Origin of the sequence: Enterococcus sp. AZ126 (genome assembly GCF_051714545.1) — a bacterium.
In the GTDB taxonomy this organism is placed as follows: Bacteria; Bacillota; Bacilli; order Lactobacillales; family Enterococcaceae; genus Enterococcus_L.
Genome location: NZ_JBIOSB010000001.1, coordinates 3,392,616 through 3,408,387 on the forward strand (window position 1 = coordinate 3,392,616; position 15,772 = coordinate 3,408,387).

Genomic DNA, 15,772 nt, shown 5'->3' on the forward strand with positions numbered 1-15,772 from the left:
GTGAAAAATGGACAAAGTAAATGAATTTGAGCATGGTGCTGATACCAGTTCTTCAAGTGGTACGACGGCAAACTTCGTTAGCTTCAGTGTAGAATCAAATATCCATTACAGATATAGTTCTGCAGAAGAGCTACTGGATAATACTGATATTTTAGCTAAGATGATTTCTCATCATAATGAACACCAAGTTCCACGGTTACAGGTTTTAGATGATTATTATAAAGCAAAGAATACCAACATTATCAAAAATCGGAAACGTAAAGAGAAAGAAAAGGCTGATCATAGAGCAGCACACAATTTCGGAAAAGTTCTTGCAACGTTTGATGTTGGCTACAATACTGGTAATCCTTTAAAGGTGCAAATAAACGGGGAATCCAGCCAAACAATAATTGATGAATTTAACCAAGACAATGATATAGACGGTTTAAATGGTGAACTATGGCTAGATATGGATAAATACGGTCGGGCATATGAAATAATTTATCGAGATGAAGACGATATTGATTATGTGGATCTGTGCAACGCTTTTGAAACCTTTGTTGTATATGATACTACAGTGAAACGTAAACCAATATTAGCTGTTCGATATCCTAAGACGAAATTTACCGTAGATGCAGATGAACAATTTATCCAGCCGATAATCTATACTGCGGATAAAATCATTACTTATGATGAAACCACTATTGCGGCCATTGAACTAAAAAATCCGAATGAAGATGCTCACGAATACAAAGAAGTCCAAATAACTGAATTTTCGCCAAACCGCTTCCGTATGGGATTGTACGAGGATGTTTTGTCTCAGATAGATTTATACGATGCTGGTCAGTCAGACACGGCTAATTATATGACAGACTTAAACGATGCATTGTTAGTTATCAGTGGTGATATCGAAGCCGCTGGTTTAACTACAGACGATGCGGTTAAGCAAAAGGAAGCCAATATGCTATTGCTTGAATCTGGAACGGATATCAACGGGAACAAAACCTCCGTTACAGCTGGATACATTTATAAGCAATATGATGTAAATGGTGTTGAAGCATACAAAGAGCGTGTCAGAAAAGGAATCCATGAAATCTCAATGATTCCAGACCTAACAGATACAAACTTTTCTGGAGTACAATCAGGAGAAGCTATGAAATATAAAATGTTTGGCTTCAACCAAATGACGGCAGTGAAGCAAAGGCTATTTAAAAAAAGTCTTGTGCGACGCTACCGTCTTTTATTTAATCTAAAATCAAGCGTTTCTGAGATCGATAATTCCGATTTAAAAGGTTTGCGAATCGTATTTACACCTAATCTACCTAAGGCGATTCTTGAAGAATTAAAAACACTAGTTGATTCTGGTGCTGAACTTAGCCAAGAAACTATTCTTGGTCTAGCCTCATTTATTGATAACGTCCAAGAAGAACTGGACAGAGTAGAGAAAGAAGGCACGCCGCTCCCATCAACGGATGAAGAAAAAGAAAACCTAAAAAAAGAGCAAGCAGAATTTCTTGCAAAACAAGCTAAATCTAAGGGGGACTGATGTAGATGTCCTACTTAAAAGAACGTGAAGATGCTTGGATAAAAGAGCAAATACAGCTTGATAAAGCCCGTGAAAAAGAAATTGTAAAGCAACTACAGCAAGCAATTGATTCTATTCAAACCGAAATTGAAGCAAACTGGGAAAGATTTTCTGATGGCCAAAGGATTACGATTAGTGAAGCCCGAAAGCGTGCCGATCAAATGGATGTCAAACGATTTGAGCGCAAAGCTAAGGAGTATGTTAAAAATAAAGATTTTAGTCCTCAAGCAAATAAAGAACTTAAAATCTATAATCTTGTAATGAGAGTATCAAGACTAGAGCTGCTTAAGGCTCAACTGGGACTGGAGTTAGTTACTCTTTTTGATCAGTTAGATAAGTGGGGCTATACCCAATTGTCTTCTGTTGCTAAAGATGAACATCTTCGACAAGCAGGTATTCTGGAAGGTACGTTAGACAAAAACTATACACAGAAAATTTCTTCCATAATAAATGCGTCATTTAAATCAAGTGAATATCCATCATTCAGCGATAACATTTGGCAGAATTTTACAGAAATGAAGGCTGATCTAGAGAAATTATTAACTCGATCCATTACTCAGGGGAAAAATCCTAAAGCACTAGCAAGTGAGTTGGCAAAGTTTTTGAAACCGAATCAAGATAATATCAGATATAAACTTAACCGATTAATGATTACAGAAACGACATCAATACAAACTGATATTCAGAAACAAAGTTATTTAGATGCTGAAATAGAGGATTATGATTATATTGCTGAACCATCAGCTTGTAAGGTGTGTAAAAATATTGCTGAGAACGGTCCATATAAAGTCGTAAAAATGGCTAAGGGAATTAATGCTCCATTTATGCATCCAGGTTGCAAATGTTCTACTGTAGCTCGCATAAGTCGTGAAGCTTTAGAAAAATTATTAAAGAAAAGAGGATTGTAAAATGATAAAATGAATGATTTTAAACATAAAAAACAAGAGAATGAACGTGGCGTATCTGTTCAAACAATTATTGAAGAACTGAATCATAGTGATTTAGATCAATTAGCAGTTGTTGGGATCGATGAGAATGAGGAATTAGTTATGGCGTATTCTTTGAGCAATCGCTTGGAATTGATAGGGATACTTGAAGCGTTAAAATCAAAATTGATTGATGAAATGAACTATACGGAAGATTAGGTCTAGCCGATTGCTAGGCTTTTTATTATGCCTTTTTACTGCTTTCAGGCGTTAAAGATAAAGCTTTATCGATTGATGGGCGTAACCTATCAAAAATATCGGGTAGCGGCGTAACCGTGGAGGATGCACACATGAAAAAGAGTTTATTAATAAAAATGAATTTACAATTTTTTGCAGCTGACACAGGATCAGATGGAGGAAGTGAACTAGAAGGGCAAGAAAAACTACCAGCGACAGATCCTGATCCAACAGATCTAGATGATTCGGACGGGAAAGGGTCAGAAGGTAAAACCTTTACTCGTGATGAAGTAGCAAAAATGATTGCTGCAGAAAAAAACAAAGCGCAAAAAGCTTGGGAAAAAGAACAACAGGAAAGACAAGCTAAAGCTGAAAGACAAGCTAAAATGACGGCAGAAGAAAAAATCAAGGAAGAATTGGAAGAAAAAGATCAGAAAATCGCAGAATATGAACGGGAAAAAGCAGTAAATTTAATGTCGAAAGAAGCTTCTAAAATGTTTTCTGACGCTTCTTTGCCACATGATGATGATTTGCTCAGCTTGATTGTTTCAGATGACATCGAAGCTACTATACAAGCTGTCGCTATCGTTACAAACTACGTTTCAATGATCAAGAAAGAAAATGCTCGAAAACAAACACCTTCTGCAGGTGGTCAATTTTCAGCAGATCCTAACGAAAAGAAATCTGTTGCAAATATCGCAGCAAGTACACGAATTATAAAATAGGAGGAACTAATTATGGCACAAACATGGAATCCAGATAATGTAACAGTACTAGAGAAGAAAGACGGGACGATTCCTGATAAATACAACACGTTGATTTTAAAAGATGTGATGGAAAATTCTAAATTAATGCAGTTAGCAAAGTACGAAGAAATGGAAAGCAAAGAAAAGAAATTTGAATACTTTGCAGAAGGACCAGGAGCCTATTGGGTAGGAGAAGGTGAAAAAATCAAAACATCTAAACCTAAGTGGCTAAATGTGACAATGGTTGCAAAAAAAGTCGCAGTTATCATCCCAGTTTCTCGTGAGTATCTAAATTATAAAATGTCTGATTTCTTTACGGAAATGCAACCAAAAATTGCCGAAGCATTTTATAAGAAAATTGATACAGCAACAATTTTGGGCGTAGATAATCCTTTTCCACAATCAATTGAAAAATCTGTTGTTGCTGCAGGTAATGTTGTGACCGGTGGATTAACATATGACAACATTTTGGACCTAGAGGATTTATTAGGTGAAGATGAATACGAGCCAAATGCATTCATTTCCAATCGTAAAAACCGCACAGAATTACGCGGTGCTAGTAAAAAGATTGGCGAAACTACTCAGTTTATTTACGATCGTAGCAGCAATACGATTGATGGGTTACCTGTTGCAGATCTTAAATCTATGGAAAAAGGGGACCTTTATACTGGTGATTTTGATTACTTGCGATATGGTATTCCTTTCAACATCAATTTTAAAATTTCAGAAGATGCTCAGTTATCTACATTAACGAACGAAGATGAAACACCAGTAAACTTATTTGAACAAGAACTAGTTGCATTACGTGCGACAATGGACATTGGTTTCATGGTAATTAAAGATGAAGCGTTCGGTAAAATCTCCCCAAAAGCGTAACGCCTACAACAGGAATCGTTGCTAGTCAAAAAACGTGGACTGGAAAAGTAGGCGATACTAAGAATTTTGTGATCACAACAGATCCGGCGGATGCTTCTGATTCTATTGAAGTCATCACAGCAACAACCGCTGAAACAAATGCAGAAATGGTAGTTACAATTGTTAAAAATGAAAATGGTAGTTTTGATGCCTCTATTACGGGAGAAGGGGCAGGAGTAATCACGTTTACTTCAGGAGAATTTACTACAACTGTGTCAGTAACTGGTCAAACTACAGAGTAGAGGTGATTTGATGTCCATAAAAGAAGATGTAAAAAAACTATTAAATGGCTCGACCGATGACAAATTGGACATTATTGAAAAAAGGACACAGGAGCGTCTAATTTCATTACTAGGCGTTTCCGAAGTTCCAACAGGGTTTGAATACATTTCTTATGAAGTGACTCTTAAACGATTTAACCGAATTGGTAATGAAGGCATGCAGTCGTATGCACAAGAAGGTTTGTCTATGGCATTTCCCGATTCTGATTTTTCAGAGTATCAAGCTACGATTGATGAATATCGTCGAAAAGGTGAAGAAGCATTTTACAAGCCAAAAAAAGGAGTGTTTCGATTTATATGAGGTATGATAAGTCAATTATTTTCATAAAAGAATCTTCTGAATCACATTATGATCCGAATTTAGGCGAGTGGATTGAAGCTGAGCCGAAAAAAGCGCCAGCAGAAGTAAATATCACGGATCTGGGAACAGATCGATCCATTACTCTTTTTGGGAGTATAAAGCAAGGGGCTAAAGTCATTCGAACTCAGCCTCTTTTTTCTGTTCCGGAGTGGGATCATATTGAATACGATGGAAAGAAATACCAGCTAACTACGGAAAGAACCCCAAGCGAGAGACACAGCATAATTGTGGAAGAAGTAACCAAGAATGGCTAAGCATAATATTTCATTAGTAGGTGCTGACATATTTAAAAAGAAATTAAAAGAGAAAGCCACGTTATCAGATGTAAAACAAGTAGTCAAAATAAATACGGCTGAATTACAAAGGAAGTTGGCACAGGATGCTCCTATAGATACCGGCTATCTTAAACGATCAATTGTATTTTTATTGGCAGACGCAGGACTGACTGGTCGTGTCTTAATTTATGCTGAATATGCACCTTATTTGATATTTGGTACTCGTTTCATGGCTAAACAAGACTTTGTTGTTTCTAATTTTAATAAACAAAAAGAAAGATTCAAGTCTGACATGAACAGACTTGTTAAATAAAGAGGAATGAAAATGGTTAAAACAAGAGATCAATCAATTTTTGATGAAATGTTTAAAAAGTCTGATGATTTGGGGTATAAGACGTATGATTATAAACCAATGGATGAGATACCATATCCTTTTGTGGAGTTCGAAGACACTCAGGCATTACATCGACCAAATAAAACAGATATCAAAGGTTCGGTGATTTTAAATCTATCCGTTTGGGGATTACAAAAGAAAAGAAAGCAAGTGTCTGATATGGCAGCTGCTATTTTTAATGAAGCTTTGCAGATCAGCAAGGCAGATGGATATGCATGGGCTTTGAATATCGTTAGTAGTGGAATAAATATACTTGACGACACAACGACAAATACACCACTCAAACGAGCAATCATTACACTTGAATTTAGAATTTTATAGGAAGAAGGAATTTAAATGGCAACAGCAATTAAAGGTATTAATGTATTTTTGCTTTTTAGAAAATTAGTTGAAGCTGAACAAACGGAAGCAAAACGTTTAGCTTTTCAAACTGAACACAGTCGAACAATTGAAGGTGATTCGAGTAATACAATTACAAAAGACGGAAACGTAAACGTTCCAGGAGTGGCTACAGTAGAAATGAGTGTTACATCTATTTTAGCTCAAGGTGATACGTTACAGGATGAACTAGAACAAGCTGTAATCGATGGAAGTTTGTATGAAATTTGGGAAATAACCAAAACAGAAAATACTGAAGAAGATTTGACTAAAGCAGCTGAGACTAATAAATATCCTGCTACGTATTACCAAGGATACATTACTTCAACAGAATCAACGTTTGGAGCGGAAGATCTCACTGAATTATCAATCGGTTTGGCTATCAACGGAACAGGTGCTAAAGGGTTAGCAACAGTAACTGATGAGCAATCTCAAGTGATCCAATATTCATTCCGTGACACGGAAAAATATGTACCGACACCAGTAGAAAGTAGATCAACTAAAAAATAGTAAAATAAAGGGGCGGAATTATCTGCTCCTTTATTTTTAGGAGGAAAACACAATGGAATTAAAAATTAACGGACATGATACTGAAATCATTTTTGGTTTAGCTTTCAATCGTGAAATTGATACGATTTACAAGGTCGAAGGTCAGGGTTTAGTATTCGGCGCAGGGTTAGATACGTTGCTACCACAATTATATGCCGAAAGCGCAGTCGCTCTTTCCGAAGTGATCTATCACGGAACTGCACATATAAAAAAAGGGCGACCTAGTGGACATCAAGTAGATATTTATATTGAGGAAGCGGAAAATCTTGACAATTTGTTTGAGCAGGTAATCTCAGCACTAGGCGAGGCAAACGTATCAAAAAAGAAACTAGCGATGTGGAAGAAACAACTTCAAATAAACGACTAACTCATGACGAAATTGTTTTAAATATTATCAGATACCTAAATATAACAGATTTTGAAGTGATAGATAAGATGACAGTTTGGGAATATTCGATGCTTATGGAAGGTAAGAGGCTACAAAGAATGGATGAAATGGAAAACCTTCATCTTCTAGCTTATAAAATTCAAGTAGCGAAAAACACCAAGAAACAAGGAGACAAAATAGTACCAGAGTATCAATCATTTTATGATTTCTATGACAAAAAACTCATAGAAACAGGAATTTCTAGTAAGGCTTTAGAAATAGATGAATCAGAAATAGAAATGTATAAGCTCTTATCGAAACTATAAGAAAGGAGGAAAATAATGGCTGAATCATATAGTATACAAGCCGTCCTTTCTGCGGTAGATAAAGATTTCACTAGTAAGATGAACGAAGCAGCAGGAACTACAGATAAATTAGACGATGGAATGAAAAAAACGAATACCAGTATCATGGACATTGCCAAAGGTGTTGGTGTTTTCAAGTTAGTCGATATAGGAGTATCAGCGATTACAAATTCATTAGGAAGTGCAATCAAGCGGTTTGATACGCTGAATCAATATCCTACTGTTTTGCAGTCTTTAGGGGCTAGCGCTGAAGACGCTGAAAGTGGTATGCAGATACTTTCTGATGGAATTGATGGTTTGCCATCTACGCTTGATGAAGTAACAGGCACAGCGCAACAAATGTTTTTAGTTTTCCGTGATGCGGACAAGGCTTCCGAAAGTACGATTGCCTTGAATAACGCTCTGTTAGCCAGTGGATCAAGCGGTGATAAAGCAGCACGAGGGACTGAACAATACTTAAAAATGTTGCGTTCAGGTAAAGTCGATATGGATGTTTGGGGAACGTTACAAGATACTATGGGCATTGGTTTGGATAAAACAGCTACCTCTATGCTTGGTGCGGGTGCATCTACTCAAGATTTATATAAAGCACTGCAAAGTGGAGAAATAAGCGTTACGCAATTTAACGATGAGATCATTAAGTTAAATGATGGTGTTGGTGGTTTTGCAGAACTTGCAAGAGCAAATTCAAAAGGAATCGGAACCTCATTTAAGAATATGGGAAATGCTGTCACCAAAGGTGTTGCCAATGTGATTAAAGCATTAGACCAATTTGTAAAAGATTCTGGAATTAATGCAGATGGAATCATGGGCATTTTTGACAAGATGAAAGCTGGTATCAACACGGCATTTAAAGGAGTGATAAGTTCTATCGAGCTTGTTACGCCTGTTTTTTCTTCTTTATTCAAAACAATCGGATCATTAACGCCTTTATTGGCTCCACTCGCAATAGCGGCGGCTGGTGTTGCAACAGCAATCGGTACTATGAAAGTTATAAACATCATAACGCCTATGATTACGAGAATGAGCGATTCTGTTAAGATAGCTACAAATGTATTTCAAACATATACTATAGCGACTAAAGCAGGCATGGCATCGACTAAAGCTTATCAAGCTGCAACTGCAGGCGGAAGTATAGCCATTAAAACGACTACTATATTATTTGGTGCGTTAACAAAAGAAATAACTCTAGCTAATACTGCTCAAATGCTTGGAATTAAAGCGATGGCTGGATTCAAAGCTGCTGCTAGCGGATTGTATGCAGCGTTAGGTCCAGTAGGTATTGCTATGGGTGTTGTCGCAGCAGCAGGAACTGCTTTAGTTTGGATGAACAATAAAAACACCAAAGCATCGAAAGAATTGAAAAAAGCTCAAGATGATATGAAAGATTCTTTAGAAGAATCATCAGCTTCATACGATAAAGGGATAGAAAAAACCAAAACTCAAAGCGAAATAAATCGCCAGTTAAAAGATGAAGTTGTAGATTTGGCCACTCAGGAAAATAAATCTGCTGAAACAAAAGAATTACTTAAAACTAAAGTGGATGAGTTGAATAGCAAAGTTCAAGGGCTTGGATTAGCCTACAATGAAGAGACTGACGGCATTACAATGAGTAATGAGCAATTACAAAAACGCCTTGATTTACAGGAAAAGCAGGCTTTAGGGGATGCCGCTGAAGAACGATTAATAGAACTCCAGCAGAAGAGAACAGAAGCTACTGAGAACTTGAAAAATGCTGAGGAAGCCAAACAAGAAGTTGATAAGAAATTCATCACTTGGGGAAATGAAATTAAAAATACCGAAGAAGCCCTGACTACTGCTAAAGAGAATCGAAACAGTATTGAAGAACAAATAGCTCAAGCAACAATCACTAGGGAAAATGGTTTGAAAGCCAGCGCTGAAGAATTAACTTTAGTACAAAACCAAATGGTCGAGCAACAAAAGGTGAATTATGCGGACCTTACAGAATCTCAAAAAACAGCTTTTGATGCTATGCAATCACAATATGATACATTACGAGAAAAAACTACAAGTGTTTTTGAGGCCATTGAGCAAAAACAAGCCATTAGCTTGGAACAGATGGTCGAAAACTTGAATAAAAATGCTGAAGCAGTCCAACAATGGTCTACTAATATTGCAACATTAGCTGAAAGAGGCGTTGATCAAGGGCTTATCGTTCAACTAGAGAAGATGGGACCGGCTGGTGCTCAACAAGCAGCAGAGTTGGTTAATCGAAGTGATGAAGAGCTAAAAGTTCTTAGTGATACTTATTCAAACAGTGTAAAAGCTGCTAATGAGGCGATGGTAAGGACAGCCGGTGAAGGATCACAACCTTTTGTCGATGAAATGAGCAAAACTGTTGATAAGGCCTCTTTAGGAACGAAACAGAAATTTGAATCAAGCGATCTCTTCACTTTGGGTGGAAGAATCACCGGGACACTAAAAGATGATATTGAAAAAAGTTCAAGTGGGGTTGAAGAAGCTTCAAAAGGACTAGTCAATAAAGCTACTGACCCATTAAAAAATTTACAGCCTAAACTTTATCAATCTGGGAAAGAAGCTCCAAATGGGTTAGCACAAGGTATTAATGAAAATTCAAGCGTTGCTAGTAAAGCGTCAGAAAAAATGGGTAGTTCTGTCGATGAACAACTGAGAAATTCTCTAGGAATTCATTCTCCATCACGAGTCATGGCGGAAAATGGTAGATACGTAGCAGACGGTCTAGCACAAGGCATTAGGGACAGGGAAAGTGAACCTGTCAATAATATTAAGAATATTGCAGATAAGCTGAAAGCATCAGTTGAGAATTTACCTAGCGAATTTAATTCAATAGGAAATTACACGATGCAGGGATTTGCTGAAGGGATAAATCAAGCTGGAGAAACAGCCATTAGCAATGCAAATAGAATTGCTAATGGTGTAGCAGATACTATGAGAAAAGCTTTGGATATTCACTCGCCATCAAGAGTAATGATGAAAATTGGAGGATTTGTTGGCGAAGGTCTAGCTATAGGGATGCAAAAAAGTGCGAAAATGGTAAATCAAGCAAGTGGAGCTTTGTCAAATGCTGCGATGATTGCACAAGAAAATTCAATAATTCAACCTGATCAAACACAATTTAAAAATAATCAGGCTCTTTACGTGAGAGTGGAGTCAATACTTGATGGCAAAGTAATCGCAAAAGAAACTGCAACATTTATGGCTTCTGAATTACAAGGCATTAATAATAAAACAAGTACATCTTTAGGAAGGAGGATCTAATGTATAACTTTATTGATACAATCGAAACTCCTGAAAAAAATAGTATTCCAAAAGAAGCAATGAACTTCAATGGAAATTTTTTGGAAGAACTTGTGCCTGGTTATCGTACTTTGTCAGTTTCTGGTAGAGAGTTAGCGTCTACCGAAATTGAGAGCTACCAACTAGGCATACGAGATGGGAAAAGACATGTTTATGCACGGATCCCTGATCGAGAACTCACAATCCAATACGCTTTAATCGCTTCTACTGATGAAGACTTCCGTGATTTATTCAATCGTTTGAATGTTGCGCTGTTCAGTGAAAAAGATGTTGAAATTTGGTTTAATGATGAACCGGAAATGCTATGGAAAGGAAGCAAGGCACAGGTTTCTAACGTCCAAGAAGGTACAAATAAAGTTATCGGTTCCTTTGTAATTAAACTTAGTGATCCATATAAATATACGAAGAGTGATGCAACCTCTGTTATGTGGGGATCAACTACAATCACCTTTCAATCGAATTATTTAATGGGAAACACAGGGTCAGGTGCTGTTGACTTACCGATAATAATTGAAGGTGGAGCTTATTGGGGCTCCTCGATGATAACTTTTCAGAATCGTTCATATTTAATGGGAGATAATGGAGATGAGATCAAACCAATTGAAATTTACCCAACAGTTGAAGGACTAAAAGTAAAACCTACCATTACTATAAAAGGTACGGGCAGAGACGTTTGGATAAAAACAAGAAATGATATGGTAGATTTGGGCGATTTTGATAATGCAGTTATTGTTATTGATACCGAAACATTTAATATCACCAAAGACGGCAAACCAATGATTCGTCCCATGAATGACTTTTATATTTATCCAAAAGAGCCACTTTATATCCAGGCAAAAGATAGTGATTTTAGTTTAACTATTGAATACCCAAATAGATACTTGTAAAGGAGATGATACTATGCTCATGGCAATGAATCTCAAACGAGAATATACAGCAATATTAGAAAATGCCTATAATGTCAGTTACGAAAAAATTGAAAATCAAATTGGTTGTATTGAGTTTACAATGCCTCTGGATGATACAAAGAACGATTTTCTTCAAGAGTTATTATGGGTAGAATTAACTGACAATGAAAATGAATACATTGGTTTATACAGAATCATGCCATCTACTATTCAAAAAAATGCTACTAATAACACAGTCAGCTATAGAGCGATACATGCAGTAAGTACACTGCTAGATAGTGTGCTTTTCGGATACCATGAAATAGTAAATTACAAAACTGTTGATGTGATCAAATATTTGTTGAGCAAGCAAACAACGAAACACTGGGTACTTAAAAAATGCGATTTTACTCGATACTTTTCATATGCTTGGGAAAATGAGAATGGTTTAGCAGACGCTCTATTCAGTATCCCTGCAGCTTTTGACGAAGATTATGTGTGGGAATGGAACACTCAAGTATATCCATTTGAATTATCATTAGTTAAACCACAAACTGAAGTAGTTGCCAGAATACAAGAAGGCTATAACATGCAGGGTTTTGAAGTTGAACGAGATCCTAAAAATTTGATTAATCGTGTATATCCTTTAGGTTCTGGTGAAGGAATCAATCAAATTAATATAAAATCGGTTAATAAAAACATACCTTATGTAGAAGATGTAGCATCAATAAAGAAATATGGACTGGTTGAGTACGTTTGGTCCGATCAACGTTTTACAATCCCTCAATCTTTAAAAGACAATGCTATCAACATGTTGCGGAAATGGGCAATACCAAAGGTTACTTGGTCAGTTACTGCTTCAGACTTGACTAAATTAACTGATGATCCATTAATCATAGACAAACTGCGCAATGGCGGTATTGCAATGATCAATACAAATGAAGTAGGCAGTGTGAATCTCAGGATCAAAAAAGAAACAAAGAAAGATGTATTTGGCGCACCACAGAATATTGATTTAGAGTTAGGTAATCTCAAAGATGATATCACGACTACGATGTCAGACCTTGGACGCAAGCAACAAATAAACGAAACCTATTCTCAAGGTGCAACAAATATCTTAAATTATTCGTATCAGGATAACTGTGAAGCAGCTTATCCAGCGAATATTGAGTTTTATTTAGACGATGATGTTTTCCATGTAAACACGGTGGAATTAACTTTTAAAACTAAGAAATATCGAGGGTATACTAAAGCTGTAAAAGGCGGAGGCGCAAGGGTGACTTCTACTTCTGCAGGTGGCGGCAGTGTTGTTTCTAGTTCGTCTGGAGGCGGTTATTCATCCGGTTCAACCACTTCTGGTGGTGGAGGTTATTCAAGTGGTTCAACCAGTAGTGTGAATGGTCAGAGTACACAGACGAGTAGTGCGAATGGTAGTCATAGGCATGTGGTCGCAGGCTTTGTTGAAAATATAGGACCTAATACTAGTGTTGGTTCTGGAAGGATGTACAGAAGTTTTGGGGGTGACTTTAGATTTATTCTACCATCAGTTTCGATGTCAGGAGATTTAATTACACAGGAAGCTGCAGATAATCATTCTCATACAGTCAGTACTCCTGCCCATTCTCATAACTTTAATATCAGTATACCTAACCACACCCATAATTTTAACGTGAGTATTCCGAATCATACACACAGTATATCGATTCCAAGTCACACGCACCAAATCACTCTGCCAGATCACACACACCCGCTTGAATGGGGAATCTATGAAGCTTCTGAGAGTGCTAATAGAGTAGATATAGTCGTAGATGGGAAGACAATTCCGCACCATGAAACAAGCCAACAGCGATTAAATATTGTAGATTATCTGCGGAAAACGAGTACTGGTAAAATCTCTCGAGGAGGACACACTATCCAGATTAAACCAAACAAACTTGCACGTATTGAAGCGCAGGTTATTTGTCGTGTATTTATCCAATCGCAATTAGGAGGACAATTTTAAATGAAAAATTTAGTGATTACTTTAAAAAATGGGGTACATGTTCAACTTTATTTTGAAAAAGCAAAAGAAGCGAAAGAAGTACGAAATAAAATCTTAGCTTGCAAAGAAGCATTTTGCGAGGCTGTAGATGTCGTAACAATAAGAGTAAGCGAAGTTGTGTTGATTGAAATTGTCGATCTAGTAATGGAGGAAAAAGATAATGAAACTAAAAATTAAATTAATTAGTAATATAGAATCGTTTGTTGTTAATGATAAGTCAGGAAAAACGCTAGAAGATTATTTTGAGCAACTAGTCGATAGCGGTACACCATTTATCAAGATCGGGAATAAAATTTTACAAAAATCTACCATTGAATATATTGATGGTGAATAAAGGAGTGAGACCGTATGGCAGTTGAACAAATTAAAGAAACAGACACGCTCAACCAAGGGAGTAAAAAGATTAATGCTATTTTAGATCAATCAAATGCATCGTCAGAAAAAGTAGATAGTTATAAAAGTGAACTTGAAAAAGGAATTAAGGATTCAAAAGAAATAGCGCAAGAAGCAGGACAAGAAGCTATAAGTATTGCAACCGAAGCAGGGAAACAAGCTAATATTACGGCTGACCAAGCCCTTACCAATTCGCAAACAGCAATCACTACTGCAGGTCAAGCGGTATCTACGGCGAACAATAATAAACAAGAATTTGATACGTTGCGAAATGATTTTGATCAATTAGTCGCTGAATCAGGAGACAGTAATCCTGAGATTGTACAAGCCCGTACAGATACGCAGGGTGTAAAACGCCCTACACTAGCAACTCGATTGCAAATGGATTTTAACGATCGAATGACAAAAGCGAATGGACTTTCACTTTTTTCTGGTAATACAAACGTAAAAATAATGATGGATTTTAATGGGAAAACAGCAGGGAATACGACAACGAATCCACATAAATATTTTTCTGATTTTACTGCAAAAACACTAAAAAAACCATCTGACACTTGGAATGAGGTTTCGCAAGCTGACTATAACAAGTTGGCCAGTCGTGATGATTCAGGAGTTACTACTGGTTCGACACAAAGTGGGGTAATTCCACAACAGATGGGTGTGTTTGATGTTGTAGAAACAGCAAAAAAATTAGCCCCGCAAATCTATGAAAAATTAAACCGAACAGAAGCGGCAACACAAATAAAAAATAACTTTATCGCACTCACTATCAGTGCGCGGGCAAAAGCTACCTCTCCAAATAATAAAAATTTAAAAGTGTCCACGTTTGTACAATCAACAAATTCATGGACCTCTCAAATTCAAGAAACAGCTTCAGAATTAAACGACTTTACTGTTCAAATCAATGATAAAAACTTCATTACAGATGATGGTTACGTTTATCAAACGAGTTATACAGATGCTTCAAACGGAGTAAGTTCCTCAAGTTTAGACATGGATTATTGCGGAATGCAACTGGAACTAACTGTTGATGCACAAAATATACTAACTGCCTCTGGTTTTGCAAAGCAAACTGATATTGATTTTGCTATAGAAGAAAATGTGACTAAAGAAAAAATAGGATTAGGCAACGTTAAAAATTATGATATCGCCACGCAGTCTGAGGCTCAATCGGGAGCAAGTGATGCAAAGTATATGACACCACTGAAAACAGTACAAGCTGTAAAAGCAATGGTGTTAAATTTAACCTATCCAGTCGGCGCTATTTATACAAGTATAAACGAAAATGATCCTGCTAGTCTATTTGGGGGAATATGGGAACGTTACGCAACAGGTAAGACCTTGATCGGTGTTGATGAGAACGATCCCGTTTTCAATTCTTCTGGTAAAACAGGTGGAGAAAAAGCTCATACGTTAACCGTGGCAGAAATGCCAAACCACACTCATGCTTATGAGGTCGGGAATGGTAATGCAACAACGGTGAATCGATCAAGTGGGTATAATAATGCTGGATCAGGTACTCAATCAGGTGACGTTAATACTAAGGGAGCTGGTGGCGGTCAAGCACATAATAATTTACCTCCATATGTCACTACTTATATGTGGGTACGAACAGCTTAATTAAAACATATTTAGAGAGTAGGTGACATATGAAAATTGAAATTATGGTGCTTTTAACCGTTGCATCCATTTGTGCAAGTATCTATTTTGGCTTGGTTAATTACCGCAGAAATCAAAAATCAGAAGACAAAAAAGAAGCTGCCGAAGCTACTGGCATGTTAGTTGATCTTCGC

General features: G+C 36.9%; 19 protein-coding genes. All 19 read left to right on the forward strand.

Going from position 1 to position 15,772, the window contains the following annotated elements; all coding sequences use genetic code 11:
- Positions 1-7: 7 nt before the first annotated feature.
- The 19 genes from IGI43_RS15940 to IGI43_RS16030 all read left to right on the forward strand — a co-directional run bounded on the left by IGI43_RS15940 (position 8) and on the right by IGI43_RS16030 (position 15,599).
- The gene (locus tag IGI43_RS15940; RefSeq protein WP_438758764.1) at positions 8-1,525 is read left to right on the forward strand and encodes a phage portal protein; all 1,518 of its coding nucleotides are present in this window, start codon (positions 8-10) and stop codon (positions 1,523-1,525) included.
- Positions 1,526-1,530: 5 nt separating this feature from the next.
- Positions 1,531-2,472, forward strand: coding sequence for a minor capsid protein (locus IGI43_RS15945; RefSeq protein WP_438758766.1), 942 nt, complete (start codon positions 1,531-1,533; stop codon positions 2,470-2,472).
- A 9-nt stretch (positions 2,473-2,481) separates the two neighbouring features.
- Positions 2,482-2,709, forward strand: a complete 228-nt coding sequence (locus IGI43_RS15950) for a hypothetical protein (RefSeq protein ID WP_438758767.1) — start codon at positions 2,482-2,484, stop codon at positions 2,707-2,709.
- A 131-nt stretch (positions 2,710-2,840) separates the two neighbouring features.
- Positions 2,841-3,452 carry a capsid assembly scaffolding protein Gp46 family protein gene (locus tag IGI43_RS15955; RefSeq protein ID WP_438758769.1) on the forward strand — a complete coding sequence of 204 codons (612 nt, stop codon included), beginning with the start codon at positions 2,841-2,843 and terminating at the stop codon, positions 3,450-3,452.
- A 12-nt stretch (positions 3,453-3,464) separates the two neighbouring features.
- Complete coding sequence (locus tag IGI43_RS15960; protein WP_438758770.1) at positions 3,465-4,349, forward strand: phage major capsid protein; 885 nt, start codon at positions 3,465-3,467, stop codon at positions 4,347-4,349.
- Between the two features lie 68 nt (positions 4,350-4,417).
- Complete coding sequence (locus IGI43_RS15965) at positions 4,418-4,630, forward strand: hypothetical protein (RefSeq protein ID WP_438758771.1); 213 nt, start codon at positions 4,418-4,420, stop codon at positions 4,628-4,630.
- A gap of 10 nt (positions 4,631-4,640) precedes the next feature.
- Positions 4,641-4,970 (forward strand): phage head-tail connector protein, encoded by a 330-nt coding sequence (locus tag IGI43_RS15970; protein WP_438758772.1) that lies wholly within the window; start codon positions 4,641-4,643, stop codon positions 4,968-4,970.
- A complete protein-coding gene (locus IGI43_RS15975; RefSeq protein WP_438758773.1) occupies positions 4,967-5,284 on the forward strand; it encodes a hypothetical protein in 318 nt (105 codons plus the stop codon). The genes IGI43_RS15970 and IGI43_RS15975 overlap by 4 nt, the downstream gene beginning before the upstream one ends.
- Positions 5,277-5,618: an HK97-gp10 family putative phage morphogenesis protein gene (locus IGI43_RS15980; protein WP_438758774.1), complete on the forward strand. Its 342-nt coding sequence runs from the start codon at positions 5,277-5,279 to the stop codon at positions 5,616-5,618. Before IGI43_RS15975 ends, IGI43_RS15980 begins: the two co-directional genes overlap by 8 nt.
- Positions 5,619-5,630: 12 nt before the next feature.
- On the forward strand, positions 5,631-6,020 hold the full coding sequence (locus IGI43_RS15985; RefSeq protein WP_438758775.1) for a phage capsid protein: 390 nt from the start codon (positions 5,631-5,633) through the stop codon (positions 6,018-6,020).
- Between the two features lie 15 nt (positions 6,021-6,035).
- Entirely contained in the window at positions 6,036-6,587 is a 552-nt protein-coding gene (locus IGI43_RS15990; RefSeq protein ID WP_438758776.1) for a phage major tail protein, TP901-1 family, read from the forward strand.
- A 52-nt stretch (positions 6,588-6,639) separates the two neighbouring features.
- Complete coding sequence (locus IGI43_RS15995; RefSeq protein WP_438758777.1) at positions 6,640-6,993, forward strand: tail assembly chaperone; 354 nt, start codon at positions 6,640-6,642, stop codon at positions 6,991-6,993.
- Positions 6,994-7,112: 119 nt separating this feature from the next.
- Complete coding sequence (locus IGI43_RS16000) at positions 7,113-7,319, forward strand: hypothetical protein (RefSeq protein ID WP_438758778.1); 207 nt, start codon at positions 7,113-7,115, stop codon at positions 7,317-7,319.
- Positions 7,320-7,334: 15 nt separating this feature from the next.
- Positions 7,335-10,619, forward strand: coding sequence for a tape measure protein (locus IGI43_RS16005; RefSeq protein ID WP_438758779.1), 3,285 nt, complete (start codon positions 7,335-7,337; stop codon positions 10,617-10,619).
- A complete protein-coding gene (locus tag IGI43_RS16010) occupies positions 10,619-11,545 on the forward strand; it encodes a distal tail protein Dit (protein ID WP_438758780.1) in 927 nt (308 codons plus the stop codon). The genes IGI43_RS16005 and IGI43_RS16010 overlap by 1 nt, the downstream gene beginning before the upstream one ends.
- 13 nt (positions 11,546-11,558) lie before the next feature.
- Entirely contained in the window at positions 11,559-13,547 is a 1,989-nt protein-coding gene (locus IGI43_RS16015; protein WP_438758781.1) for a phage tail protein, read from the forward strand.
- Positions 13,548-13,763 carry a hypothetical protein gene (locus IGI43_RS16020; protein WP_438758782.1) on the forward strand — a complete coding sequence of 72 codons (216 nt, stop codon included), beginning with the start codon at positions 13,548-13,550 and terminating at the stop codon, positions 13,761-13,763.
- Positions 13,747-13,920 (forward strand): hypothetical protein, encoded by a 174-nt coding sequence (locus IGI43_RS16025; RefSeq protein ID WP_438758783.1) that lies wholly within the window; start codon positions 13,747-13,749, stop codon positions 13,918-13,920. The genes IGI43_RS16020 and IGI43_RS16025 overlap by 17 nt, the downstream gene beginning before the upstream one ends.
- Before the next feature lie 14 nt (positions 13,921-13,934).
- On the forward strand, positions 13,935-15,599 hold the full coding sequence (locus IGI43_RS16030; RefSeq protein WP_438758785.1) for a phage baseplate protein: 1,665 nt from the start codon (positions 13,935-13,937) through the stop codon (positions 15,597-15,599).
- The last annotated feature ends 173 nt before the right edge of the window (positions 15,600-15,772 follow it).